The sequence below is a fragment of the Caulobacter sp. genome (assembly GCF_965279145.1).
Classification (GTDB): Bacteria; Pseudomonadota; Alphaproteobacteria; order Caulobacterales; family Caulobacteraceae; genus Caulobacter.
Window position 1 is genome coordinate 2,226,212 of sequence record NZ_OZ257139.1, and the last position, 24,709, is coordinate 2,250,920.

At 68.2% G+C, this 24,709-nt stretch carries 24 protein-coding genes, 1 pseudogene and 1 riboswitch; of the genes and pseudogenes, 10 read left to right on the top strand and 15 right to left on the bottom strand.

Annotated elements, in window-relative coordinates; all coding sequences use genetic code 11:
* Nucleotides 1–96: 96 nt before the first annotated feature.
* From petA to ACQY9P_RS10425, 3 genes are read left to right on the top strand one after another with little or no spacing between them, the layout of a single operon-like run.
* Nucleotides 97–648, top strand: a complete 552-nt coding sequence (gene petA, locus ACQY9P_RS10415) for a ubiquinol-cytochrome c reductase iron-sulfur subunit (protein WP_421739332.1) — start codon at nucleotides 97–99, stop codon at nucleotides 646–648.
* 5 nt (nucleotides 649–653) lie between these two features.
* Nucleotides 654–1,937, top strand: coding sequence for a cytochrome b (locus ACQY9P_RS10420; RefSeq protein WP_421739331.1), 1,284 nt, complete (start codon nucleotides 654–656; stop codon nucleotides 1,935–1,937).
* 5 nt (nucleotides 1,938–1,942) lie between these two features.
* Nucleotides 1,943–2,797, top strand: a complete 855-nt coding sequence (locus ACQY9P_RS10425) for a cytochrome c1 (RefSeq protein WP_421739330.1) — start codon at nucleotides 1,943–1,945, stop codon at nucleotides 2,795–2,797.
* Between the two features lie 87 nt (nucleotides 2,798–2,884).
* On the opposite strand, the gene ACQY9P_RS10430 is transcribed toward ACQY9P_RS10425, so the two are convergent.
* The 7 genes and pseudogenes from ACQY9P_RS10430 to ychF all read right to left on the bottom strand — a co-directional run bounded on the left by ACQY9P_RS10430 (nucleotide 2,885) and on the right by ychF (nucleotide 9,373).
* Nucleotides 2,885–3,646: a hypothetical protein gene (locus ACQY9P_RS10430; protein ID WP_421739329.1), complete on the bottom strand. Its 762-nt coding sequence runs from the start codon at nucleotides 3,644–3,646 to the stop codon at nucleotides 2,885–2,887.
* A 137-nt stretch (nucleotides 3,647–3,783) separates the two neighbouring features.
* Nucleotides 3,784–5,841: a transglycosylase domain-containing protein gene (locus ACQY9P_RS10435; RefSeq protein ID WP_421739328.1), complete on the bottom strand. Its 2,058-nt coding sequence runs from the start codon at nucleotides 5,839–5,841 to the stop codon at nucleotides 3,784–3,786.
* A gap of 108 nt (nucleotides 5,842–5,949) precedes the next feature.
* The gene (locus ACQY9P_RS10440; protein ID WP_421739327.1) at nucleotides 5,950–6,648 is read right to left on the bottom strand and encodes a dienelactone hydrolase family protein; all 699 of its coding nucleotides are present in this window, start codon (nucleotides 6,646–6,648) and stop codon (nucleotides 5,950–5,952) included.
* A gap of 49 nt (nucleotides 6,649–6,697) precedes the next feature.
* On the bottom strand, nucleotides 6,698–7,387 hold the full coding sequence (locus ACQY9P_RS10445) for a hypothetical protein (RefSeq protein ID WP_421739326.1): 690 nt from the start codon (nucleotides 7,385–7,387) through the stop codon (nucleotides 6,698–6,700).
* Nucleotides 7,388–7,462: 75 nt separating this feature from the next.
* Entirely contained in the window at nucleotides 7,463–8,137 is a 675-nt protein-coding gene (locus ACQY9P_RS10450; protein ID WP_421739325.1) for a dienelactone hydrolase family protein, read from the bottom strand.
* Nucleotides 8,116–8,248: pseudogene (locus tag ACQY9P_RS10455) on the bottom strand (hypothetical protein). Before ACQY9P_RS10455 ends, ACQY9P_RS10450 begins: the two are co-directional and overlap by 22 nt.
* Nucleotides 8,249–8,272: 24 nt before the next feature.
* Entirely contained in the window at nucleotides 8,273–9,373 is a 1,101-nt protein-coding gene (gene ychF / locus ACQY9P_RS10460; RefSeq protein WP_421739324.1) for a redox-regulated ATPase YchF, read from the bottom strand.
* 119 nt (nucleotides 9,374–9,492) lie between these two features.
* Between ychF and ACQY9P_RS10465 the strand changes: the two genes are divergently transcribed.
* Both ACQY9P_RS10465 and metE read left to right on the top strand, forming a co-directional pair.
* Nucleotides 9,493–10,323 carry a pirin family protein gene (locus ACQY9P_RS10465; RefSeq protein WP_421739323.1) on the top strand — a complete coding sequence of 277 codons (831 nt, stop codon included), beginning with the start codon at nucleotides 9,493–9,495 and terminating at the stop codon, nucleotides 10,321–10,323.
* A gap of 64 nt (nucleotides 10,324–10,387) precedes the next feature.
* Nucleotides 10,388–10,616: riboswitch (cobalamin riboswitch) on the top strand.
* 119 nt (nucleotides 10,617–10,735) lie between these two features.
* On the top strand, nucleotides 10,736–13,090 hold the full coding sequence (metE, locus tag ACQY9P_RS10470; RefSeq protein WP_421739322.1) for a 5-methyltetrahydropteroyltriglutamate--homocysteine S-methyltransferase: 2,355 nt from the start codon (nucleotides 10,736–10,738) through the stop codon (nucleotides 13,088–13,090).
* 10 nt (nucleotides 13,091–13,100) lie between these two features.
* Here the strand turns inward: metE and ACQY9P_RS10475 are convergent, their stop codons facing one another.
* The 5 genes from ACQY9P_RS10475 to ACQY9P_RS10495 form a co-directional block, all read right to left on the bottom strand.
* Nucleotides 13,101–14,735, bottom strand: a complete 1,635-nt coding sequence (locus ACQY9P_RS10475; RefSeq protein WP_421739321.1) for an NAD(P)/FAD-dependent oxidoreductase — start codon at nucleotides 14,733–14,735, stop codon at nucleotides 13,101–13,103.
* Between the two features lie 120 nt (nucleotides 14,736–14,855).
* Nucleotides 14,856–15,473 (bottom strand): aminoacyl-tRNA hydrolase, encoded by a 618-nt coding sequence (gene pth / locus ACQY9P_RS10480; RefSeq protein WP_421739320.1) that lies wholly within the window; start codon nucleotides 15,471–15,473, stop codon nucleotides 14,856–14,858.
* A 208-nt stretch (nucleotides 15,474–15,681) separates the two neighbouring features.
* Nucleotides 15,682–16,281, bottom strand: coding sequence for a 50S ribosomal protein L25/general stress protein Ctc (locus tag ACQY9P_RS10485; protein ID WP_421739319.1), 600 nt, complete (start codon nucleotides 16,279–16,281; stop codon nucleotides 15,682–15,684).
* Nucleotides 16,282–16,446: 165 nt separating this feature from the next.
* Entirely contained in the window at nucleotides 16,447–17,535 is a 1,089-nt protein-coding gene (locus ACQY9P_RS10490) for a hypothetical protein (protein ID WP_421739318.1), read from the bottom strand.
* Nucleotides 17,536–17,688: 153 nt separating this feature from the next.
* Nucleotides 17,689–18,627, bottom strand: a complete 939-nt coding sequence (locus tag ACQY9P_RS10495; RefSeq protein WP_421739317.1) for a ribose-phosphate pyrophosphokinase — start codon at nucleotides 18,625–18,627, stop codon at nucleotides 17,689–17,691.
* Between the two features lie 206 nt (nucleotides 18,628–18,833).
* Between ACQY9P_RS10495 and ACQY9P_RS10500 the strand changes: the two genes are divergently transcribed.
* Together ACQY9P_RS10500 and map are read left to right on the top strand one after the other, a co-directional pair.
* Nucleotides 18,834–19,046, top strand: a complete 213-nt coding sequence (locus ACQY9P_RS10500) for a ParD-like family protein (RefSeq protein ID WP_419254054.1) — start codon at nucleotides 18,834–18,836, stop codon at nucleotides 19,044–19,046.
* On the top strand, nucleotides 19,043–19,789 hold the full coding sequence (gene map, locus ACQY9P_RS10505; protein WP_421739316.1) for a type I methionyl aminopeptidase: 747 nt from the start codon (nucleotides 19,043–19,045) through the stop codon (nucleotides 19,787–19,789). Before ACQY9P_RS10500 ends, map begins: the two co-directional genes overlap by 4 nt.
* A gap of 25 nt (nucleotides 19,790–19,814) precedes the next feature.
* On the opposite strand, the gene pgeF is transcribed toward map, so the two are convergent.
* Genes pgeF through lgt form a run of 3 tightly spaced genes read right to left on the bottom strand, consistent with a single transcriptional unit; the run spans nucleotide 19,815 to nucleotide 22,675 of the window.
* The gene (pgeF, locus tag ACQY9P_RS10510; RefSeq protein ID WP_421739315.1) at nucleotides 19,815–20,600 is read right to left on the bottom strand and encodes a peptidoglycan editing factor PgeF; all 786 of its coding nucleotides are present in this window, start codon (nucleotides 20,598–20,600) and stop codon (nucleotides 19,815–19,817) included.
* Between the two features lie 4 nt (nucleotides 20,601–20,604).
* A complete protein-coding gene (locus ACQY9P_RS10515; protein WP_421739314.1) occupies nucleotides 20,605–21,789 on the bottom strand; it encodes a class I SAM-dependent methyltransferase in 1,185 nt (394 codons plus the stop codon).
* Entirely contained in the window at nucleotides 21,776–22,675 is a 900-nt protein-coding gene (gene lgt, locus ACQY9P_RS10520) for a prolipoprotein diacylglyceryl transferase (RefSeq protein ID WP_421739313.1), read from the bottom strand. Before lgt ends, ACQY9P_RS10515 begins: the two co-directional genes overlap by 14 nt.
* 116 nt (nucleotides 22,676–22,791) lie before the next feature.
* Between lgt and ACQY9P_RS10525 the strand changes: the two genes are divergently transcribed.
* The 3 genes from ACQY9P_RS10525 (at nucleotide 22,792) to proC (ending at nucleotide 24,619) form a co-directional block, all read left to right on the top strand.
* Nucleotides 22,792–23,049, top strand: coding sequence for an accessory factor UbiK family protein (locus ACQY9P_RS10525; protein ID WP_421739312.1), 258 nt, complete (start codon nucleotides 22,792–22,794; stop codon nucleotides 23,047–23,049).
* A gap of 131 nt (nucleotides 23,050–23,180) precedes the next feature.
* A complete protein-coding gene (locus ACQY9P_RS10530; protein WP_421739311.1) occupies nucleotides 23,181–23,687 on the top strand; it encodes a YbjN domain-containing protein in 507 nt (168 codons plus the stop codon).
* A 149-nt stretch (nucleotides 23,688–23,836) separates the two neighbouring features.
* Nucleotides 23,837–24,619, top strand: a complete 783-nt coding sequence (proC, locus tag ACQY9P_RS10535) for a pyrroline-5-carboxylate reductase (RefSeq protein ID WP_421739310.1) — start codon at nucleotides 23,837–23,839, stop codon at nucleotides 24,617–24,619.
* Nucleotides 24,620–24,709: the final 90 nt, after the last annotated feature.

A 24,709-nucleotide genomic window follows, 5' to 3' on the forward strand; every position in this document is an offset into this window, starting at 1 on the left:
GAGATCCGTTCGCGGGTCGAGAAAGATACGGCGCCGCAAGGCGCTTCTCCTGGCCGGCCGGATTCTCGGCGCGGCGGAATCGAAGGGTGACTTAAGGTGGCCGACACCGCCGTGGGCGCAACGACCGAGCCGGAACATGGGGCAGATCCCAGCCGGCGCGACTTCATTTACATCGCGGCGATCGCCGCCGCCGCCGGCGCAGGCGCGTCGCTGGTGTGGCCGTTCGTCGACCAGATGAACCCGTCAGCCGATACGCTGGCCCTGGCCTCCATCGAGTTCGACCTGACCAAGGTCGTCGAGGGCCAGCAGGTCACGCTGAAGTGGCGCGGCAAGCCCCTGTTCGTGCGTAACCGCACCAAGGCGGAAATCGCCGCGGCGGTGAAGGACGACGGGGCCTCGATGAAGGATCCCCAGAAGGACGCCGACCGGGTCAAGCCCGGAAAGGCCAACTGGCTGGTCCTCATCGGCAGCTGTACGCACCTGGGCTGCGTGCCCACGTTCGGCGGCGGCGATTACGGCGGCTGGTTCTGCCCGTGCCACGGCTCGGTGTATGACACCTCCGGCCGTATCCGTAAGGGCCCCGCGCCTCTGAACCTGGCGGTTCCGGAGTACGCCTTCCTGTCCGACACCAAGGTCAAGATCGGTTAAGCGAGATGAGCGGACATTCGACCTATCAACCGAAAACCGGCTTCGAGCGCTGGCTCGACGCCCGTCTTCCCATCGTGCGCCTCGGCTATGACAGCTTCGTCGACTACCCGACGCCGCGGAACCTGAACTACTGGTGGACCTTCGGCGGCATCCTGTCGCTGTGCCTGGCCTCCCAGTTGATCACCGGCATCATCCTGGTGATGCACTATACCCCGAGCGCCGACCACGCCTTCGCCTCCGTCGAGCACATCATGCGCGACGTGAACTACGGCTGGCTGATCCGCTACATGCACGCCAACGGGGCGTCGATGTTCTTCATCGCCGTCTACATCCACATGTTCCGCGGCCTCTATTACGGGTCGTACAAGGCTCCCCGCGAAGTGCTGTGGATCCTGGGCTGCGTGATCTACCTCTTGATGATGGCCACCGCCTTCATGGGCTATGTCCTGCCCTGGGGTCAGATGTCCTTCCACGGCGCCGTCGTGATCACCAACCTGTTCGGCGCCCTGCCGATCGTGGGTCCGGCGATCACCACCTGGCTGTGGGGCGGCTTCGCCGTCGACAACGCCACGCTGAACCGCTTCTTCTCGCTGCACTACCTGCTGCCCTTCATGATCGCGGGCGTCGTGATCCTGCACGTCTGGGCGCTGCACGTGGTTGGCCAGAACAACCCGACCGGCGTGGACCCGAAGTCGAAAGCCGACACCCTTCCCTTCACGCCGTACGCGACGGTGAAGGACGGCTTCGCGATGAGCGTCTTCCTGATCCTCTTCGCGATCTTCGTCTTCTATCTGCCCAACGCCCTGGGTCACTCGGACAACTACATCCCGGCAAACCCGCTGGTGACGCCCGCCCACATTGTTCCGGAATGGTACTTCCTGCCGTTCTACGCGATCCTGCGCGCCGTTCCCGACAAGCTGATGGGCGTGCTGGCCATGTTCGGCGCCATCGCCTGCCTGTTCGCCCTGCCGTGGCTGGACACCTCCAAGGTGCGCTCGATGCGCTACCGCCCGACCGCGAAGGTCTACTTCCTGTTCTTCGTGGTGGCGTGCTGCGTGCTGGGCGTCTGCGGCGGCAAGCTGCCGAGCGATCCGGTCATTCCGCACCTGACGACGTTCAACGCCGTCGACGCCGACCTCAACAGCTATGTCTGGCTGTCGCGTGTCGCGGCGCTGTACTACTTCGGCTTCTTCCTGGTGATCCTTCCGATCCTGGGTCTGAAGGAAACGCCTCTGCCCGTGCCGGACTCGATCGCGTCCCCGGCGCTGTCGCCTGAAAAGAAGGGCTGATCCCGATGCTGCGCAAACTCACAACCCTGGCAGCGGTCGCGGGTCTGATGGCCGCCGCTGTCTGCGGCCCGGCCCTGGCCAGCGGCAAGAAGGAAGAACCCAAGGACGTCCACTGGTCGTTCGAAGGCCCCTTCGGCAAGTTCGACCAGGCCCAGCTGCAACGCGGCTACAAGGTCTATCGGGAGGTCTGCTCGGCCTGCCACTCGATGAACCTGGTCAGCTTCCGTAACCTCGGCGACAAGGGCGGTCCGTTCTACGACCCGAAGTACAAGAACTCGAACGACAACCCGTGGGTCAAGGCGATCGCCAAGGACTACGAGGTTGACGACATCGATTCCGAAACCGGCGACGCCATCAAGCGTCCGGCGACCAGCGCGGATCACTTCCACGCGCCGTTCCCGAACGAGCCGGCGGCCCGCGGCGCCAACGGCGGCGCTCTGCCGCCGGACATGTCGCTGCTGGCCAAGGCTCGCGAAGGCGGCCCGGCCTATATCTACTCGCTGGTCACCGGCTACGAAGAGCCCCCCAAGGGCCTGAAGGTTGGCGCCAACCAGCACTACAACCCCTACATGGCCGGTGACCTCACCTCGGCCTGGTCGGGCAGCCACGAGCACGTTCCGCCGGGCGGTTTCATCGCCATGGCCCCGCCGCTCAAGGCCGGTCTGGTCAGCTTCGACGACGGCACCAAGTCGACCCTCGACCAGCAGGCCAAGGACGTCGCGGCCTTCCTGATGTGGGCCGCCGAGCCCAAGCTGGAAGAACGCAAGAAGATGGGCTTCGCCGTCATCCTCTACCTCCTGATGTTCTCGGGTCTGCTCTACGCAGCCTACCGTCAGGTGTGGAAGAACGAGTCGCACTGAGCCTTTCCAGGCGACCAGAAAGACTGCGCCTTTCCAGGCGACTGAAAAGATCGAGGCCCGGCGGAAACGCCGGGCCTTTTTCTTTGCCTATCTGGAGGATGTCTTCGGCGAGGGCGTCAGCCATAGCAGGCCGGCCTGAGGATCCAGGCGCAGGCGGTAGTCCGACAGAACCTGAACACCCAGCGCGCCAATCACGCCCTCGGGCAGGTCGCCGGCCTTCACCGCCGGCAGGTCCTGGCGCAGCGCGCCGTTCCAGGACAGGCCCCGCAGGGTTCCCGCCGGCTTCTGGCGCGGCGCGTCGGCCGCGCCCCGGGCCCGGACGCCGCCGTTCGAGGCGGTGTCGAGGGCGAAGGCCCCAAGCAGTCCCCTGTCGCCGCTGGACGCCGCCGCCAGCACCGTCGGCACGCCGGTGACCATGGTCACGGCCAGGGGGCGCCCCCTGGCGGCGAAGGGCGCGCCCAGCGGGTCCAGCTGGAGGCGACAGGGCGAGAAGTCGATGCTGACGACATAACGGTCCAGGATGTCGGCCCCGATCACGCCGGTGATGGGGGTGGAAAACCCAACGGCGCGATAGTCGAGATCGCGCACAACCACCGGCGCGGCCGCGACCCGCTGTCCGGCGAGGCGGATCGGCAAGGTCAGGGCCGTCTCGGCATAGCCGCCCGTCTGGGCCGCCGTCTCATGCAGCAGGGTGCGCGGCGCCGACAGGTCGATCACGAAGTCGCCGGCCATGTCGGCGATGGCGGCGGGCGCGACGATCGCCCCGTTCTCGAACCAGCAGGCGGTCTCGCCCGCGCGCGCCGAAGCGGCGGCGGTCAGCGACATCAGCAGGATCAGGGCGCGACGCATGGCGTGATCCTAGCCAAGCCTTTCGCCCACGGCGACAGGCGTCGTCCGATTTGAAGGCAAGCCGTCAGATCAGATGTCGGTTCGAGCGCTGGTCATGCCCGCCTGAGGCGCCGAGCGCGGTCTCCGGTCTGACCGCGTCAGCGGGCGGTGGGATCGACAGGCGCTGCCGCGGGCGGCGGCGCGGATGGGGGCTCCGGGGGCGGGGCCAGAGGATCCGCAATCGGCGCCTCCGGATCCACGACCACCAGACCCGGATCCTCGCCCTCGACCGGAACCTCCTCAAGCGCGGGCGGCGGCGAGGCGGCGCGACCCAGGGCGGCGGTCATGAACTGACGCCAGATGATCGCCGGCTCGCCGCCGCCCACCACCCCGTGCATGGCGCTGTTGTCGTCATTGCCCACCCAGACGCCGACCACGAGGTCGCCGACATAGCCCACGAAAAGGGCGTCGCGGTAGTTCTGGGTCGTGCCGGTCTTGCCGAAGGCGCCGGGGATGGCCGCCTCCAGTCCGGTGCCGCGATGCACGGCCGAGCGCAGCATGTCGCGCATGTTGACCAGCTCGGCCTTGCCCAGCGGCCGGGGCTGGACCTTCGGCTTCCAGTCTTCCAGCCCGTGGGCCACGATCGGCGCCTTGCCGGCCGCGATGGCGGCATAGGCGGCCGTCAGCCGCGTCAGGCTCATCGGGCCGGTGCCCAGGGCCAGGGTCAGGTCGTCCGGGATCTTTTCGGTCACGCCCAGGTCGCGGGCGGTGCGCACGATCTCGGCCCGGCCCAGCTGGTGGGCCAGGCGGACGGCCGCCACGTTGGACGAAGCGGCGAAGGCGGTGATCAGCGGCACTTCGCGGCCAGCATACTTGCCTTCGTGGTTCCTGGGCTTCCAGCCGGACAGCTCGACCGGCGCGTCGGAGATCGGGCTGGTGATGGTCATGCCCTTCCGCACCGCCGTCAGATAGACGAACAGCTTGAAGGCCGAGCCCGGCTGGCGGGCGGCGTCGGCGCGATTGAACTGGCTGTCGCCATAGTCGCGGCCGCCGACCATGGCCACGACGCGGCCGTCGGACCGCATGGCGACGATCGCGCCCTGAGTGATGTTCAGGCCCTTGCCGTCCTGGTCCAGGGCCCGCCGCAGGGTGGTTTCGGCCAGGGCCTGCAGCTTGGGATCCAGGGTCGTGCGAACGACCGTCTCGCCATAGCGCGCGCCGACGGCGGCGCGGGCCTGGGGGATGGCCCAGTCGGCGAAGTAGGAGCCCGTCGGCATCTTGCGGCGGCCGTCGCTGACGTGGATGTCGCGGGGCGCCGCCTTGGCCTGGGCCGGCGTGATGACGCCGGTGTCGACCATGGCCGCCAGCACGGCGCGCATGCGGTCGGTCGCGCCCTCGAGGTTGCTGCTGGGGGCCAGACGCGACGGCGCCTTGACCATGCCGGCCAGGATCGCCGCTTCGCCCAGGGTCAGCTGCTCGGCCGGCTTGTCGAAATACTGCCGGGCGGCGGCGCGCACGCCAAAGGCGCCGTTGCCGAAATAGACCGACGACAGATAGCGCGACAGGATCTCGTCCTTGGACAGCCGGGTCTCCAGATAGACGGCGATCAGGGCTTCCTGGGCCTTGCGGCGCAGGTTGCGGTCGCTGGACAGGAAGGCGTTCTTGGCCAGCTGCTGGGTGATGGTCGAGCCGCCCTCCGAGACGCCGCCGGCCTTGGCGTTGGCGCCCACGGCGCGGGCGACAGCCCGCAGATCCACGCCCATGTGCGTATAGAAGCGCCGGTCCTCGATGGCGATGAAGGCGGCGGGCACATAGGCCGGCAGGGTCTTCAGGTCGACCGGGGCTTCCTTGTAGGAGCCGCGCCGGGCGATCGGCGAGCCGTCGGCCGCGACCAGCACCAGCGCCGAGTTATCCAAGGGCTCCAGCGCGCGGCTCAGCGGCAGCGACCACAGCAGCGACAGGACCAGCACCAGGATCAGGGAGACCGCCACGCCGGCGCCGATCTGCCACGGCCGCCGCCGCCAGATCGGCGTCGGGCCGACGGGAGAAGCCGCCTCGGCGACAGGCGCCGTCGCTGGCTCGGCGTCGCCTTCGGGCGAGGCGATGTCGTCGGCGGTGTTCGCCTCAGCCTCCAGCTCGGCGTCGGTCTCGGCGGCGGTCGCCTCGACCTCCGGCTCTACGGGTTCAGAAGACTTGGGGGATTCGGAATCCGACATCGACTGGCGCTCGCTCCGGGCGGGGGCCACGGCTTGGGCGGGTGCATAGCACATCGCCCTTGGCCGCCAACCCCCGGCGCCCCATGCCGGGGCGGCGGCAGGCCAAACTCAGGCCTCGCCGCGGTTACCGCCGCCGCGCTGGAACAGCTGCAGGGTTCGCAGCATGGCCAGGCGCGCGCTGTCGGCGTGATAGCCGTTGGGCGCCACGAAGGCGTGGCCGGCGTCATACAGCCAGACGGGCAGATCGGGGTGAGCGGCCTGAAGGGCCTCGACATCGCTCATCGGGATCAGGCTGTCGGTCTTGCCGAAATGCAGGGCGGTCGGCGCCTTGGGCGTCTCGTCCGCATAGCGGATGATGTCGCCGCCATAGAAGCAGGACACGCCAGACAGGCCCTCGCAGCGGGCGGCCGCCAGCCACGCGGTCGTGCCGCCATAGCAGAAGCCCATCGCGAAAACCGGACCGTCCAGCGCGTCGATACAGGCCTGCACACGGGGCAGGGCCGTGACGCCCCAGCCCGTGGCCTCGCCCAGGGCCATCCGCTGATCCAGGATCGCGGGCTCGGTGTTGGCGTCGGGAAAGGCCGCGTCGGCGGCGTCGAACAGGGCCGGCGCCAGCACCTCATAGCCCTGGGCGGCCAGGGTGTCGGACAGCTCGCGGATGTGCGGCGTCACGCCCCAGATGGCGTGCAAAATGACCAGGCCGCCGCGCCGCGCGTCCTGGTGGGGCGCATGCCAGGCGCTGAACGGTGCGGCGTCGCGCGTGGCCAGCGCGATGCGCCGGCCGGCGGGCGGAAGATCCTGGTTCACGGGGCGACTCCAATATCGGAGCGTCGGCGCCCCGTGACGTCCGGAAAGATCAGCCCTTGCCGCCCTTGGTCAGGGTGCAGGGCAGGCGGCTGTCGGGGCTTGCCGAGCAGGCCGCGGCCAGCAGACGGGCCGTGGACTTCGGCTGCGGCGTGTCGATCACATAGCCGCCGCCTTCCTTGCAGGCCACTTCGTAGCGCGAGATCGGGGGCGCGCCGCCGCCGCCCAGGAAGGTGCCGTCCGAGACGGTGCACTTGGCGCCGACCTTCTTGACCAGGGTTTGCAGGCCGTCCAGCGAGCCGACATTGGCCCGCAGGCGGCAGGTGGCCATGGTGCCCTTGCCGACGCCCTTGGGCGCGGCCTTGGCCGAGGTCAGCACGGCGATGCAGTCATGCGCCGTGATGTCGGAGCCGACCTTGGTGACGATCCAGCCGAAGTCATCCTTGCAGGCGACCTCGTAGCTGAGGGCCTTCTTCGAGTCGGTGATCAGGCCCGCGTCCTTGACGTCGCAGGGCACACCGGCCTCGTGCAGCATTTCGCCGGCCGCCTTGACGCGCAGAGGGTTGGCCGACTCGCGGAAGCCGGCCCCGCCCGACTCGGCGTTCAGGAGGCGCTGGCCAAAGTTTGGATCGACCATGCCCGGCGTCTCGCTCAGGGCGGCGCCGGGAGCCTTCTGGGCGAAAGCGGCGCCTGAGCCAATCACGGCGCAGGTCAGGGCCAGCGCGAACATCACGGATTTCATGGAAACCTCCCCAATCGACCGCCGCACACTACAACCCCGAGCCGACCTGTCGAGCGTTTGGCGCGGTATTCGACCTCAGGTATTGGCCAGGAACAGCGCCAGGGTGCGTTCGCGCGCCAGTTCCGCGTCGGCCAGATCGGAATCGGGGCGGCCGTCGTTGTTGAAGCCGTGGCCGCTGTTTTCGTAGATGTAGACGGGAATCTCGGGATGGGCGGCTTCGACGGCGGTCTTCACCTCGTCGGCCGGGATGTGGCCGTCCTTGCGGCCCAGATGGAGGATCACCGGGCACGACAGGTTGAACTTGGCCATGCCGCCCACCTGGCTGCCGTAATAGCTGGAACCCGCCGACAGGCCCGTGCAGCGCGAGGCCGCCAGCCAGGTCATGGTGCCGCCGTAGCAGTAGCCGACCATGAACACCGGGCCGCGCTGACCCAGAAAGTCGATGCAGGCCTGCAGGTCGCCCATGGCGTTGTCCGGCCCGTTGGCCATCGCGTATTTGACGCCCGACTCGAAGCCGGCCGGATCGTGCTCGGCCGTGAAGCCCTTCTCCTGGCGATCGAACATCGACGGCGCGATCACCTCGAAGCCCAGCGCCGCCCAGCGCGCCACGTCTTCGTGCACATAGCGGTCGAGACCGAAGATCTCCTGGATCACGATCACCCCGCCCTTGCGCGGGCCTTCCGGCTGGGCGTGCAGGGCGGTGAACTGGAAGCCGTCATGGCCGGCGGTCAGGGTGATGGTGTCGGACATGGCTGGGGCTCCTCAAGGCGGATCGGCGGTGCGTCCTTCGAGGCCCGCCATGCGGGCGCCTCAGGATGAGGAAATCAGAAAACCTTCCTCATCCTGAGGTGCGAGGCGCAGCCGAGCCTCGAAGGACGCAGTGCGCTAAACGTTGAACCGGAAGTGCATCACGTCGCCGTCCTTGACGACATAGTCCTTGCCTTCGGCCCGCATCTTGCCGGCTTCCTTGGCGCCGTTTTCGCCGCCCAGCTTGATGAAGTCGTCAAAGGCGATGGTCTCGGCGCGGATATAGCCCTTCTCGAAGTCGGTGTGGATCACGCCGGCCGCCTGCGGGCCGGTGTCGCCGACATGGATGGTCCAGGCGCGGGCTTCCTTGGGGCCGACCGTGAAATAGGTCTGCAGGTTCAGAAGCTTGTAGGCCTCGCGGATCAGGCGGTTCAGGCCCGGCTCTTCCAGACCCAGGGTTTCCAGGAACTCGGCGCGTTCCTCGGCGTCCAGCAGGGCGATCTCGCTCTCGATCTGGGCCGAGATCACCACCGACTTGGCGTTGTCCTTGGCGGCGCGTTCGGCGACCAGGTCAGAGAACTTGTTGCCCTTGTCGGCGCTGCCTTCATCGACATTGCAGACATAGAGGGCCGGCAGCGATGTCAGCAGCTGCAGCATGTGCCAGGCTTTTTCGTCGTCGGCGTCGATCTTGGCGGCGCGGGCCGGGCGGCCTTCGCGCAGCAGGGCCAGGGCGATATTGGCCAGGCGCAGGGTGTTGGCGCTTTCCTTGTCGGCGCCGACCTTGGCGCGCTTTTCCAGAGCGGGGACGCGCTTTTCCAGGCTTTCCAGGTCGGCCAGCATCAGCTCCATCTCGATGATCTCGAGATCGCTGATCGGGTCGATGCGGCCTTCCACGTGGACGATGTCGCCGTCCTCGAAGCAGCGGGCCACGAAGGCCACGGCGTCGCAGTCGCGGATATTGGCCAGGAACTGGTTGCCCAGGCCTTCGCCCTTCGACGCGCCGCGCACCAGGCCGGCGATGTCGACGAAGGTGATGCGGGCCGGGATGATTTCCTTGGAGCCGCTGATCTTGGCCAGGGCGTCCAGGCGCGGCTCGGGCACCGCGACTTCGCCGGTGTTGGGCTCGATCGTGCAGAACGGATAGTTGGCGGCCTGGGCCGACGCCGTCTGGGTCAGGGCGTTGAACAGGGTGGACTTGCCGACATTGGGCAGGCCGACGATGGCGACTTTAAGGGCCATGGATCTCTCGTGAATTTCGTTGGGGGCGACCTAGCACGGATGATCGGGAAGGCGAAGCGGCGGGGTCTTGCATGAACTGTAACCGCACCCGATATCGAAGGCGCAAAAGGAGCCGTCAGATGAGCCTTCGACCCGTGGTGAAGATCGTGAAGGGCGTCCCCGCCTCGGACGGCGACGGCGTGCGCCTGACCCGCATGCTGGGCACCCAGGAAGCCCAGATGTTCGACCCGTTCCTGATGCTGGACTGTTTCGACAACGATCAGGCCTCCGACTACATGGGCGGCTTCCCGGACCATCCGCATCGCGGCTTCGAGACCGTGACCTACATGCTGGAAGGCCGGATGCGGCACCGCGACAATACCGGCCGCGAGGGGATAATCGGTCCGGGCGGCATCCAGTGGATGCGGGCCGGCAAGGGCATCGTCCATTCCGAGATGCCCGAGCAGGCCGAAGGTCGGATGCGCGGCTTCCAGCTGTGGGTGAACCTGCCGGCGAAGCTGAAAATGAGCGCCCCCGGCTATTCGGAATTCGAGAGCGACGCCATTCCGGTCGAGGCGCGCGATGGTGGCGTGTCGGTCAAGGTGATCGCCGGCGTCACCGATGCGGGGACGGCCGGCCCGATCGGCGGCGGGGCGGTCGATGCGCTCTATTTCGACGTCGTGCTCCCCGCCGGGACGCGGTTCGAGGAGCCCGTCGGCGGCGACCGCAACGCCATGCTGGCGGTCTATGAGGGTCAGGTCCGCGTGGCGGGCGGCAAGATCGACGCCCTGTCGGGCGTGTTCCTGGGCCAGGGCGACATGGTGCTGGTCGAGGCGATCACCGACGCCCGCGTGCTGCTGCTGGCCGGCCGTCCTATCAACGAGCCGGTGTTCTGGCATGGACCGTTCGTGATGAACTCGCGCGACGAGATCGTGCAGGCGTTCGAGGATTTCCAGTCCGGGAAGTTCTGAGGGCCTCTCGAAAATCACATAAAGATATCTTTATGTCCCTGTTGACGCACGAGGGCGTCCCGTGCTTTCTGCCGCCTGTCGTGGTCCGCGCGCGCCTTGGCGCGCGTGGCTAAGAGGGAAGTCGGTGAGGGCGTGAAACCCCGATCCCGGCGCTGCCCCCGCAACTGTGAGCGGTGAGCCGCTGTCCGTTACGTGTCACTGATCCGCCGAACTTCATCGGTGGCGGATCGGGAAGGCCAGGGCAGGGGCGTTGACCCGTGAGCCAGGAGACCTGCCCCGACAGATAACGTCCTCCGGCGGGGTGCCCGGTCTGGTCGCTAGCAAGGCGCGACCGGGCCATCATGTTCCGTGCGCGACCGCCTGCGCGCGTCCCGATCAGTCTCTCGCCATCATCTGGCAGAGGCTTTGAGACATGACCGTCACCGTCGCCACCCTGGGCTTTCCCCGCATCGGCCCCCGCCGCGAACTCAAGCGCGTGCTGGAAGAGCATTGGGCCGGACGGCTCGACGCCGCCGGCTTGCTGACCGCCGCCGCCGCCCTGCGCGGCCAGACCTGGGCCTGTCAGGCCGCCCTTGGCGTCGATCACGTGCCCAGCAATGACTTCTCGTTGTATGACCATGTGCTGGACACCAGCGTCATGGTCGGGGCCATCCCGCCGATCTACGGCTGGACGGGCGGGCCGGTGGATACCGCCACCTATTTCGCCCTGGCGCGCGGAACGCAGGGCCAGGCCGCCGAGGTCTGCGCCCACGGCCACCTCCATGAACCGGCCGAGGGCCACGCCAGCGGCCTGCCGGCGATGGAAATGACCAAGTGGTTCGACACCAACTATCACTATCTGGCGCCCGAGGTGTCGCGCGGCCAGGCCTTCGCCCTGACCTCGACCAAGCCGATCGACGAGTTCCTGGAGGCCAAGGCGCAGGGGATCCACACCCGGCCGGTGCTGTTGGGTCCGGTGACCTTCCTGAAACTGGCCAAAACCCGCGATCCGGATTTCCAACCCCTGTCGCTGCTGTCGGCCCTGATCCCGGTTTATGCCGAGGTGCTGCAGCGCCTGACCCAGGCCGGAGCCGACTGGGTGCAGATCGACGAGCCCTGCCTGGCCCTGGACCTGACCGAGTTCGAGCACGGCGAACTGCGCCGGGCCTATGGCGCCCTGACCCATGCCGCCCCGCGCCTGCGGGTGATGCTGACCAGCTATTTCGGGACCTTCGGCGACAATCTGTCCACGGCGGTCAACCTGCCGGTCGAGGGCCTGCACCTGGATCTGGCCCGCGCGCCTCAGGATCTGGAGGCGGTGCTGGCCGCCGCCCGCGAGAGTCTTGTCCTGTCGCTGGGCGTGATCGACGGTCGCAATGTGTGGCGGGCCGATCTGGAGGGCTTGCTCGACCGCCTGGAGCCGGTGGTCGCCGCGCGCGGCGGCGACCGCGTGATCCTGGCGCCGTCCTGCTCGCTGCTGCACACGCCGGTGGACCTGTCCGTCGAGACCCGGCTGGATCCGGAAGTCTCGCAATGGCTGGCCTTCGCCGTGCAGAAGATCGAGGAGCTGGCCGTGCTGGCCAAGGCCCTGAACGCCGGCCGCGCCTCGATTCGGCCCCAGCTCGAGGCCGCTTCGGCCGCCGCCGCCGCGCGCCGCACCTCCGCCCGGATCCACGATCCTGCGGTGCAGGCCCGACTGGCCGCCGTGACGCCGCGTGACGCCCGCCGGAGCTCGCCGTTCTGCCGGCGGATCGCCATCCAGCACGCGCGTCTGAACCTGCCGCCCCTGCCGACCACCACCATCGGCTCGTTTCCCCAGACGGCCGCCGTGCGCAGGGCGCGGTCGGACCATGCCAAGGGCGCGGTGAGCGAGAGCGACTATCAGGCGTTCCTGCGCCAGGAGACCGCCGCCGCCGTGGCCTGGCAGGAAGAGATCGGCCTGGACGTGCTGGTGCACGGCGAGTTCGAGCGCAACGACATGGTGCAGTATTTCGGCGAGCAGCTGTCGGGCTTTGTCTTCACCCAGCACGCCTGGGTGCAGTCCTACGGCTCGCGCTGCGTGCGCCCGCCGATCCTGTATGGCGACGTCGCGCGTCCCCACGCCATGACCGTGGACTGGTGGCGCTATGCCCAGGGCCTGACCGAGCGGCCGATGAAGGGCATGCTGACGGGGCCCGTCACCATCCTGCAGTGGTCGTTCGTCCGCGACGACATTGCCCGCAGCCAGACCTGCCGACAGATCGCCCTGGCGATCCGCGACGAGGTCGTTGATCTCGAGGCCGCCGGGGCGCGGATCATCCAGATCGACGAGGCCGCTCTGCGCGAGGGCCTGCCCCTGCGTCGCGCCGACTGGGAGGCCTATCTGGACTGGGCGGTCGAGGCGTTCCGGCTGGCCGCGTCGGGCGTGGCCGACCAGACCCAGATCCACACCCACATGTGCTATTCGGAGTTTAACGACATCATCGCGGCCATCGCGGCCATGGACGCCGACGTGATCTCGATCGAGACGGCGCGCTCGAAGATGGAGCTGCTGGACGCCTTCGCCACCTACGCCTATCCGGCCCAGATCGGACCCGGCGTCTATGACATCCACGCCCCGCGCGTGCCGGGCGAAGCCGAGATGACCCAGCTGCTGGCCGTCGCCGGTCAGCGGCTGTCCTCGGCCCAGCTGTGGGTCAATCCCGACTGCGGCCTGAAGACCCGAGGCTGGAACGAGGTGCGGCCGGCCCTGATCAACATGGTCGCCGCCGCCAAGGCCGCGAGGTCGGCGATGATCGTCGGCCGCTGAGCCGGGGCCGTTATTGCCCCTGGTGGCGGGCCATCCAAGCGCTCGCCACCGCCTCGGCCACCTTGATGCCGTCCACGGCCGCCGACAGGATGCCGCCGGCATAGCCCGCGCCTTCACCGGCCGGGAACAGGCCGGCGGTATTCAGGCTCTGGAAGTCCTTGCCCCGGGTGATCCGGATCGGCGAGGAGGTGCGGGTTTCCACGCCGGTCAGCAGCACGTCCGGATGGTCATAACCGGCGATCTGGCGGCCGAAGACCGGCAGGGCCTCGCGCATCGCCTCGATGGCGAAGGCCGGCAGGCAGGCCGACAGATCGGTCATGGTCACGCCGGGCTTGTAGGAGGGGGCCACCTCGCCCAGATCGGTCGAGGGGCGGCCGGCCAGGAAATCGCCGACCTTCTGGGCCGGAGCGGCATAGGTCGAGCCGCCGGCGACATAGGCCAGGCTTTCCCATTTGCGCTGGAATTCGATCCCGGCCAGCGGATGGCCTGGATAGTCGCGCTCGGGGTCGATGCCGACCACGAAGCCGGAATTGGCGTTCCGTTCGTTGCGCGAATACTGGCTCATCCCGTTGGTCACGACGCGGCCGGGCTCCGACGTCGCCGCCACCACGGTGCCGCCGGGGCACATGCAGAAGCTGTAGACCGTGCGCCCGTTGCTGCAGTGGTGGGAAAGGCTGTAGTCGGCCGCGCCCAGGTCGGGATGGCCGGCGCAGGTCCCGAAACGGGCCTTGTCCATCCACGACTGCGGATGCTCAATCCGCACCCCGATGGAGAACGGCTTGGCCTCGATGTGGACGCCCTGGTCGTAGAGCATGTGGAAGGTGTCGCGGGCGCTGTGGCCGATGGCCAGCACCACGTGCTCGGCCTCCAGAACCTCGCCGGTCGACAGCTTCAGGCCGCGCAGCCTGCGCGAGCCGTCGGAACCGACCTCGACGTCGATCCCGTCGACCCTGTGCTGCCAGCGATATTCGCCACCCAGGGCTTCGATGGTCTCGCGCATAGACTCCACCATCGTCACCAGGCGGAAGGTGCCGATGTGGGGGTGGGCCTCGGTCAGGATCTCTTCAGGGGCGCCGGCCTTGACGAACTCCTCCAGCACCTTGCGGCCCAGGTGGCGGGGATCCTTGATCTGGCTCCAGAGCTTGCCGTCCGAAAAGGTGCCCGCGCCGCCCTCGCCGAACTGGACGTTGGACTCGGGGTTCAGCTCGCTCTTGCGCCACAGGGCCCAGGTGTCCTTGGTGCGCTCGCGCACCACCTTGCCACGGTCCAGGATGATCGGGCGAAAGCCCATCTGGGCCAGGATCAGGCCGGCGAACAGGCCGCAGGGGCCCGCGCCGACGACAATGGGGCGAGGGCCGGAAAAGTCCTTCGGGACCTGGGTGAGCAGGCGGTAGTCGGTGTCGGGCCGGGGGCGCACATGGTGGTCGCCGGCGAATTTCGCGAGGATCCCGGCTTCGTCTCGTACCGTCACGTCGACCGAATAGACCATCAGGATCGCCGCCTTGCGACGCGCGTCGTGGGCCCGGCGGGCGACAGCGAAGTCGAGCAGGTCGCTAGCCGCAATGCCTAGGCGTTCGCACAGAGCCGGGGCCATGGCTTCGGGCGGATGGCCCAAGGGCAGCTTCAGTTCGGAGATGCGCAGCATGATCGGGACTTAGCGTTTTTCTGTCCGGAGGACACTTTCTTCTTCAGCAACAAAAGCTTGTCATCCCGGCCGTAGCGAAGCGGAGCGCCGGGATGACAAGCTTTATATGAGCGGCAAATTTCAGTCGCCCTTGGCCGGCTTGCGCGGATCGGCCTTGGGCGCCGGCGCCAGGCGCATGACCTCGCCCTGATAGCGCTCGTCTTCGCCGACCGCAGCGAAGGGCAGGGCGTCGCAGATGGCGTCCAGCATCGGGTCCAGCCACTGGTGCTCGACCTTGTGGAAGTCGCCCAGCACGTAGTGCATGACCATGTCCTTGTCGCCGGGATGGCCCACGCCGATCCGGCCCCGCCGGAAGGCGTCGCCGATCTGGCTGGTGATCGAGCGGATGCCGTTATTGCCCGCCGCCCCGCCGCCGGCCTTCATCCGGAAGCGGCCGGGAGCCATGTCGATCTCGTCGTGGAACACGATCACGTCGGCCGGCGTCAGCTTGAAGAACTTCATCGCCTCGCCCACGGCGCGGCCGCTCTCGTTGTAGTAGGTCTTGGGCTTGAGCAGCAGCAGCTTGACCGCGCCGCCCGGCGTCGGAACCGAGCCCTCGCAGGCCAGGCCCTGGAAGCGCGCGCGCCACGGCCCGGTGCCCCATTTGCGGGCCAGGGCGTCGACGGCCATGAAGCCGACGTTGTGGCGGTTCTTTTCGTACTTGGGCTCGGGATTGCCGAGACCGGCGAGGATCAGCATCGCTGAGGCTCCGTGCGTCCTTCGAGGCCTTGCCGCGCAAGGCGTCTCAGGATGAGGAATGCTTTAGTCGCGCCTCAACCCTGTTCCTCATCCTGAGGCGCCCGCTCTGGCGGGCCTCGAAGGACGCAGGGCCTTGGCCGAAACGAAAAACGGGCGGGCCCTAAAGCCCGCCCGTCTCGATATCAGATCGGCGAACCGACCAAGGGGCTTAGCCCTCGGTGGTGGTGTCGCCTTCGCCCGATTGCGACGCGGCCGAGGCCTTGACGTTGGCGATGACGAAGTCGCGGTCCATGGCGGTCTTCACGCCTTCCGGAAGCTTCACTTCCGAGATGCGGATGACGTCGCCGATGTCGTGGCCGGCCAGGTCGATGACCAGTTCTTCGGGGATCTTGTCGGCCGGGCAGGCCAGTTCGACGGTGTGACGGATGATTTCCAGCGTGCCGCCCTTCTTCAGGCCGACCGAGGTTTCGTGGTTCTTGAAGTGAACCGGAACTTCGATCTTGATCAGCTGGTGCTCGTCGACGCGGTACAGGTCGAAGTGGACCGGCTCGTCGGTGACGGCGTGGAATTGAACGGCCTTGGCGATGACCGACTGCTTCTCTTCGCCGTACTGCAGCGTGACCAGGTGGCCGAGCAGCTTGCCGGTGTAGAGCGCCTTGCGGAATTCGTTGCTCTTGACCGAGATGTTCACGGGAGCCTTGCCGCCGCCGTACAGGACGCCGGGGACCTTGCCGCTGCGGCGGGTTTCGCGAGCGCCGCCGGTGCCGGCGCGGTCGCGGAGTTCAACGTTCAGAATGATCTCAGACATGGTGTTCTCTCTGGAGAGCCCTTGCTCTCGAAATGCATAGCCGCCGCACAGGACTGGATTGCCCCGCTCGGTCGACGGTTTTTAGGGTCGCGCTACATACACAGAAGGGCCGGACGATGCAACGTCCGGCCCTTCCCTGGCTTTTTGGTCGTTAAAGCCCGACGTCTACTTCTTGACGGCCGGCTTCTTCACGGCGGTCTTGGCGGCGCGCGAGTTGCGGCCGGCGCCGCCGCCCTGGGCGATCGAGGTCTTGGTCGGCAGCACGCGCTCCGGCGGGGCGGGTTCGACCGGCATCGGCGCGCCCGAGGCCTTGATCACGCACTGGCCGGTATCCATCAGGATATGCTGGCCCAGGCAGAAGACGTCCTCGTAGTGCGGCTTGGACACCGCCAGGCATTGGTAAAGGTTCAGCTTGCCCATGTTCAGGCACATGGCCGAGGTCGGGTCGGCCATCACCGCCTCGATGGTCGGCAGGTTGTTGTCGCCCGCCGCGCCAAGGGCGGCCAGGGCGGCCACGGCCATGCCGCGCAGCACCACGGGCTGATAGGGACCGGAGGCCGAGCGCGGGGTCAGGGTCAGGGGTTGGGCGCCGATCGAGGCCTGCTGCAGCGTGTTGACGTCGCCGCTCTCGGCCAGGGCCGGGATGGCCGACATGGTCTTGGCATAGGCCAGGCGGCCGTCGCGATCGGGCACCGAGGCCTTTGACCACGACGAATGCTGCACGTCATAGGCGGCCTGCTTGACGGCCTTGCCGGCGGTGAAGACCTTCAGGCCCTCGGCGCCCAGGGTGTCGATGACCAGGCCGGCGGCGGTGTCGCTGCCCTTGAAGCTGGCGGCGTAGGCCGGATCGGCGACGAGCTGGGCGATGACCTGCTGACGCTGGGCCGGATCGGCGGCGAAGGCGCGGACCGAGCCCACGAAGGTCGGGTCCTGCAGGGCGATGACGGCGGCGTAGGCGATGACGCCCGACAGCAGCTGCTTGGGCTCATAGGCCACGCCGACCTTCAGCGAGGACTGGATCTGGTCGCCGTTCTCGAACTTGGGATTGATGGCGCCGGCCCGGGCCATGTAGCCGCGGAAGGCGCTGGCGCGCTCGACCAGGGTGTTCGACAGCGTGATCGGCGGCGCGACGGCCGGGGCGGCGACCACGGGCGGCGGCGGAGGCGGGGGCGGGGTTTCGCAGCCGGCCACGACGGTGGCCAGCGCGACGGCGGCCGTCAATAGAACGGCGCGCGCACGCGAAAAGGTGTGCATTCGGGCGAACTTCCCCATGAGACTGATTTTCGCGAATAACATCCGCGACGGGCGATATTGTGACACTCAGCCCGTTAACCATTCTTTGACAAGCTTGGCCGCGCGAGAGGCGAACCCGCCCGCCAAAACTCCCCGAAAGGGAAGGTTTCCGCGCTAGTCGAACAGCTTGGAGACGGATTCTTCGTTGGCGATCCGCCGGATGGCTTCGCCGATCAGCGGGGCGCACGAGACGTAGCGGATCTTGGGGCAGGCCTTGACGGTGTCGGACGCCTCGATGGAGTCGGTGACCACCAGCTCGGTCAGCACCGAATTGGCGACCCGCTCGGCGGCCGCGCCCGACAGCACGCCGTGGGTGACATAGGCGCTAACCGAGGTCGCGCCCTGGGCCACCAGGGCGGCGGCGGCGTTGCACAGGGTGCCGGCCGAGTCGGCGATGTCGTCGAACAGGATGCAGCGGCGGCCCGAAACGTCGCCGATGATGTTCATCACTTCCGACTGGCCGGGGCCCGAGCGGCGCTTGTCGACGATGGCCAGGTCGGCGTCGTTCAGGCGCTTGGCCAGGGCCCGGGCCCGGACCACGCCGCCGACGTCGGGCGAGACGACCATCAGGTCGTCGCCGATCGAATAGTTGCGGATGATGTCATCGGCCAGCAGGCGCGAGGGCAGCAGGTTGTCGGTCGGGATGTCGAAGAAGCCCTGGATCTGGCCGGCGTGCAGATCCATCGTCAGCACGCGGTCGGCGCCCGAGCGGGTGATCAGGTTGGCCACCAGCTTGGCCGAGATCGGCGTGCGGCCGCCGGTCTTGCGGTCCTGGCGGGCGTAGCCGAAGTAGGGGAGCACGGCGGTGATCCGCTTGCCCGACGCGCGCTTCAGGGCGTCGATGCAGATCAGCAGCTCCATCAGGTTGTCGTTGGCCGGATAGCTGGTCGACTGGATGACGAAGACGTCCTCGCCCCGCACGTTCTCGTCGATGGTGACGAAGACCTCGAGGTCGGCGAACCGGCGCACCTGGGCGCGGGTCAGCGGCATGTCGAGATACTCCGCGATCGACTGGGACAGCGGGCGGTTCGAGTTGCCGGACAGCAGCTTCATGGGGGCGCTCGGGGGCAGGGGGTGTCGCGTTGCGGGGCTTCTAGCAGTCATCGGCCCCGGAGCAAGACCTTAACGGCCCGTATGACGGATCAGCGACGCTTTGTGGCTTTCGGGCCGATCGATGAGACGCGGGCCGCGACCCCGTTGCCATCAGTCGCTCTCGAATATATGAAACATATACGGATCGTATGTTTTTGGAGCGCGCGGTGGGTATCGTCAATATCGAGGATGAGCTGCACGAGCGGCTGCGACGCGCGAGCAAGGCGTCCTATCGGTCGATCAACGCCCAGGCGGCGTTCTGGATCAAGATCGGCATGCTGTGCGAGCTGAACCCTGGCCTCACCTTCCAGGAGCTCGTGGCGCGTGAGCTTCAGGATGCGGGCGTCGACACCCCTGATCTTGTCGGCGCTCCGACGTGACCATCGAGACCGAAGACGAGCTCGAGAAGCTGCGCATCGTTGGCGCCCTGGTGGCCCGCACCTTGGCCGCGATGGGCCAGGCGCTGGAGCCCGGCATGACCACCAAGGCGCTGGACGACTACGGCCGCGCCCTGCTGGAGAAGGAGGGGGCGCGTTCAGCGCCCGAGCTCAGCTACAATTTCCCCGGCGCCACCTGTATTTCGGTGGGGCCCGACTGCGCGCACGGCATACCGGACGACACGGTGATCAAGGCGGGCGACCTGATCAACATCGACGTCTCGGCCGAGCTGGATGGCTTTTTCGGCGACACGGGCGCCAGCTTCGCGGTGCCGCCGACCAGCAAGCGCGTCGAGCGCCTGTGCCGCGACGGCCGCCGGGCGATGTGGGCCGGCATCCGGGCCGTCAAGCCCGGCGCCCGGCTGAACGAGGTCGGCCGGTCCATCGAGGCTTTCGCCCAGAAGAACGGTTATAGTCTGGTCCGCAACCTGGCCAGCCATGGCGTCGGCCGTTCGCTGCACGACGAGCCGGCGGAAATCCCCACCTGGTATGAGCCGCGCGACCGCCGGACGATCCCGGAGGGCCTGGTCTTCACCATCGAGCCGTTCCTGTCGCTCGGCGCGGACTGGGTCGAGGAACTGGATGATGGCTGGACGCTATGTCCGCCAGGGCGCCAGGCCACGGTGCAGTACGAGCACACCCTGGTCGCGACCAGCCGGGGGCCGCTGATCCTGACGCTGGCCTGAGCGCGGATAGGTCAAGGCCGACCCGTCACGCTTCCAGGCAGATCGCCGACAGCAGGCGGCCATAGTCGCCCTCGCCGTTCAGGACGGCGCGGCGGTTGGAGAAGAACAGGGCCTCCTCGACACGGGTGTCGCGGCCGACCCATTCGCGCTGCTCGATCCCGGCGGTGCGCAGGCGGTCCAGAACGAAGGCCGGCAGGTCGAAGAAGCGCTTGTCGTCGCTGACGCCGGGCCGGAAGAACTGGCCCGAGCCGGGACAGTCGGCCTCGAAGCGGTGCAGGAATTCCAGTCCCACTTCATAGGAGTCGGGACCGATGCAGGGGCCGACGGCGGCGACCATGCGCCCGGGATCGCCGCCCAGCTCGACCATGGCGTCGACGGCGGCCTGCACCACGCCGTCCAGGGCTCCGCGCCAGCCGGCGTGGGCCGCCGCGACGATCCGGGCCTCGGGATCGACGATCAGCACCGGCGCGCAGTCGGCCGCCAGCGCGCCGCAGACGACGCCGGGGGTCTTGGTCACCACCGCGTCGCCCTCGGGCCGCACGTCGCCCCACGAGCCGTCGGCCGTGATGGCGATGGTCGAATGGATCTGGAAGCAGGTGTTGAGGTCTTCGGGAGCGACCCCGAACCAGCGCGCGGCGCGGGCCCGGTTCTCGATCACGTCGGCCGGATCGTCCTTGCTCCCGCGCCCGACATTGAGGCTGTCATAGATCCCGGTCGAGACCCCGCCCTGACGGGTGAAGAAGGCGTGGCGCACGCCGGGAACGGCGGCCAGCAGCGGCGACTGGATGGTGGGCAGGGCGCTATGGGGCATGTCATTATTCATCCTGTCCGGCGACCTCGAAGGCAGGCGGCGTGAAACCGGGCGCATGAAGGCACACGGCCTTGAACAACGCGCCCATCTGCGCCTGACCGGTCAGGCGATCAAGCTGTCTTGCGATCTGCTCGGCGCGATCGAGGCGGGCGGCGGCCAGGGCCTGCGCGCGCGCCTCGATGCCCAGCATCGCCAGGAACGCCGCCTGGCTCAGGATCGGCCCCGCTTGGGCGCCGGCCTCGACGCCGGCGGCCAGCACGGCGGGAAAGTCGGCCCAGACGGTCAGGTCGGCCTGGCCGGGGTTTTCCAGCGGATCGACCTTCCGGTGGCCCTGGATCGCCTGCAGCGTATCGCCCGGCCCTGGCGCGTCGCGGCCGTAGTCGATCAGCAGCGCCGCGCCGCCGTCGCTGGCCAGGCGGTGGCCGATCTCGGCGCCGAGCGCTTCCTGGGCGGGGGAGGATTCGAGGATTCTCCCTTCCCCCTCGATGGGGGAAGGGTTGGGGATGGGGGTGACTGCTGAGGTTGCCGTCTGGCGATCGCGCCCGTCATCCGCCGCCGCGGTCACCCCCAACCCTGCCCTTCCCCCATCCGCCAACGGGAAGGGTTCTCTTGAGATGGCCTTCAGCCCGAACGCCAGGTTCCCCTGCTCATCCAGCCCGACCACCCGCTCGGCCCAGCCCTTGTCGGTCCGGACGAACTGTCGCGCGGGCAGGCAATCGAGCACCTCGTTGGCGATCAGGATCATCGGCGCGCCGGTCGGCACGGCGTCCAGCCGGTCGGCCCATCGCGGCGTCAGCGGCGCGGCGGCCAGGCGCTCGGTCTGCAACGCCCGCAAGGGCTGCGACACCTCGACCAGCCAAAGATCAGCGGCGGCCATGAAGTCCGGCGACAGCCGCGCCGCGCGCAGCAGGTCGCTGATCAGCGTGCCGTCGCCCGGCCCCATCTCGACCAGCCGGAACGGCTTGGGCGATCCCATCCGGGTCCAGGTCTCGACGGCCCACAGCCCGATCAGCTCGCCGAACATCTGGCTCACCAGCGGCGCGGTGATGAAGTCGCCGCCGGCGCCCAGGTCGGGCCGCGTGGCGTAGTAGCCGTCGCGCGGGTCGTGCAGGCAGCGGGTGAAATATTCGGCGACGCCGATCGGCCCGTCCTGGGCGATCTGCGCCTTCAGGCGATCAAGCAGGCTCATGAGACTCGGTAGCGACGGGTTCGCGCAGGGCCTTCCACAGCAGCCAGACCCCGGCCAGGAACATCGGGATCGACAGCATCATCCCCATGGTCAGGCCAAACGGGAAGGCCGGCATGCCGATGTCGGGATTGCGCACGTTCTCCAGCGACGCCCGGAACAGGCCGTAGCCGATCAGGAAGGTCCCCACCAGCGCGCCGCGCCGCTCCAGCCATTTCAGTTTGTGGGCGGCGACCCAGAGGATCAGGAACAGCACGGCGCCTTCCAGCGCCGCTTCATACAGCTGGCTGGGATGGCGCGGATAGGGACCGGCGGGGCAGCGCCCGCCGTTGGCCAGCTGGATCGTCTTGTTGCAGAAGATGATGCCGAACGGATGGTCGGTGACCCGGCCCCACAGCTCGCCATTGATGAAGTTGGCGATCCGGCCAAAGAACAGGCCGATCGGGGCGACGGGGGCGACCAGGTCGCCCAGCCGCAGGATGTCGATCCGGTTGCGGCGGGCGAACAGCAGCACCGCGGCGCACACGCCCAGGAAGCCGCCGTGGAAGGACATGCCGCCTTCCCAGATCTTGAACGCCTCCAGCGGGTGCGCCATCAGGCCGGCCCGCTGGTCGGGATTGATCATCATGTAGAACAGGATGTAGCCGATCCGGCCGCCCAGGATGATGCCCAGCGTGATCCACAGCACCAGGTCGTCGATCTGCAAGGCCGTGGCCGGGGGCTTGCGCTGGCCCCAGATCGGCTCGTCGCGGATCAGCCGCAGCATGTAGCGCCAGCCCAGCAGGATGCCGGCCACATAGGCCAGGGCGTACCAGCGGATGGCCAGCGGGCCCAGCTGCAGGGCCAGGGGGCCGAGGTGCACGACGGGGTCGATATCGGGGAAGATCACGCCGCAAGGCTCCCTTCGGGACAGATCGTCGCAGGCATACAGCGTTCGTCCTTCGCTTTCATCCCCCGCTTCCCATATAAGGAGCGCGGACAAGAACGCCCGCACTCGGAATCGCGATGCACAGCCAGAACCCCTTCCTCGACGAATTCGCCAAGCTGACCCAGGCGGCCATGGGCATCGCCCAGACGGCCGGCGAAGAGGCCAAGACCGCCATGCGGGCCCAGGCCGATCGTCTGGCGGCCGAGTTCGACCTGATCCGCCGCGATGATTTCGAAGCGCTGAAGGCCGAGGTCGCGGCGCTGCGCGAAGAGGTCGCGAGCCTGAAGGCCAAGAAGCCCGCCGCGCCCAAGAAGGCGGCTGGAACAGGCGAATAGACGAATCGTCGCTCGCCCTCGACGTGAAGGGGCTGTTACGCCGCTCACGAAGCAGATTAGACTCATCGCGACATAGGCGATTCATGGCAGGTCTCACGCCCGCCATCGCCTATGGGACGCGCAGGATTCCCATGGACACCCAACCGGAAGACGACGACGTCCTGATGGCTCTCGACCCGCTGGAAGTGGTCGAGCATGTCCTCTCGGCCGAAAACCTGACCTTCGACCGCACCGAGGACGGCGACCTGGCCTTCGCCCTGACCGGCGACTGGAAGGACTATGAGCTGTGGTTCGCCTGGCGACCCGAGGCCGACTGCCTGCAGCTGTGCCTGTCGCTGGACCTGCGCGCGCCCAAGGCCAAGCGGGCCAACGCCTATGAACTGCTGGCGATGATCAACCAGCGTGTCTGGCTGGGCCATTTCGAGGTCTGGACCGAGGACGGCGAGGTCGTGTTCCGCCACGCTCTGGCCCTGCCCTCGGGCGAGCGCCCGACCATGGCCCAGGCCGCCTCGATGATCGACGCGGCCGTCGAAGCCGCCGACCGCTTCTATCCGGCCTTCGACTTCCTGATCCAGGGCGCCAAGACCCCGGACGAAGCCATGGCCGCCTGCATGTTCGAGACGGTCGGGCAGGCATAGCCCTTTAAATCCTTCTCCCCTTGCGGGAGAAGGTGTCGCGAAGCGACGGATGAGGGGTCGCGCCCGCAATTCCGAGAGACCCCTCATCCGACCTGCTTCGCAGGCACCTTCTCCCGCATGGGGAGAAGGGCAGAGATCAGGAACGCCAGATGACCCCCATCCTCCTCCTCGGCGCCGGCCGCATGGGCGGCGCGCTGATCCAGGGCTGGCGCGAAGCGGGGGCTTTCAGCGCCGCCGACCTGATCGTGCGCGATCCCAATGTCGACGCCGCCGCCTTCGCCGGCGCGCTGGTCAATCCGCCCCTCGAAGCCCTGTCGGCCGCCAGGACCGTGCTGCTGGCCGTCAAGCCGCAGATCTGGCGCGAGGCGGTCGCGGATGTCGTCCCGCACCTGGCCCCCGACGCCGTCATCGTCTCGATCGCCGCCGGCGTGCGCGCCGCCGACATCAGCGAGGCCTTCGGCGGCCGCGTCGTCGCCCGGGTGATGCCGACCACGGCCGTCGCCATCGGCCGGGGCACGGCCAGCGTCCACGCCGTCGACCCCGTCGCCCGCGCCGCCGCCCACGCCCTGTTCGACCCCGTGGCCACCGTGGTGGACCTGGACAGCGAAGAGCTGCTGCACGCCGCCACCGCCGTCTCGGGCTCGGCCCCGGCCTATCTCTACGCCTTCGTCGAGGCGCTGGAGGCGGCCGGCGCCGGCGTGGGTCTGGATCCCGCCGCCTCGGCGAAGTTGGCCCGCGCCACCATCATCGGCGCGGCGGCCCTGATGGAGGCCGGCGGCGAAGAGCCCGCCGAGCTTCGCAAGCAGGTCACCTCGCCCGGCGGCACCACGGCGGCGGCGCTGGCCGTGCTGATGGGGCAGGGCGGCTTCGGCGACCTGCTGCCCAGGGCTCTGGACGCGGCGATCGCGCGGTCCAAGGAACTGGGCGGCTAAATCTCGCGCCTTTCAAGTTAAACGAAAAGTCACTCGTCAGTTTTCGGCGTTCCGATAAAATACTCCCGTAATCCGCGCCTTGCGCGGCTG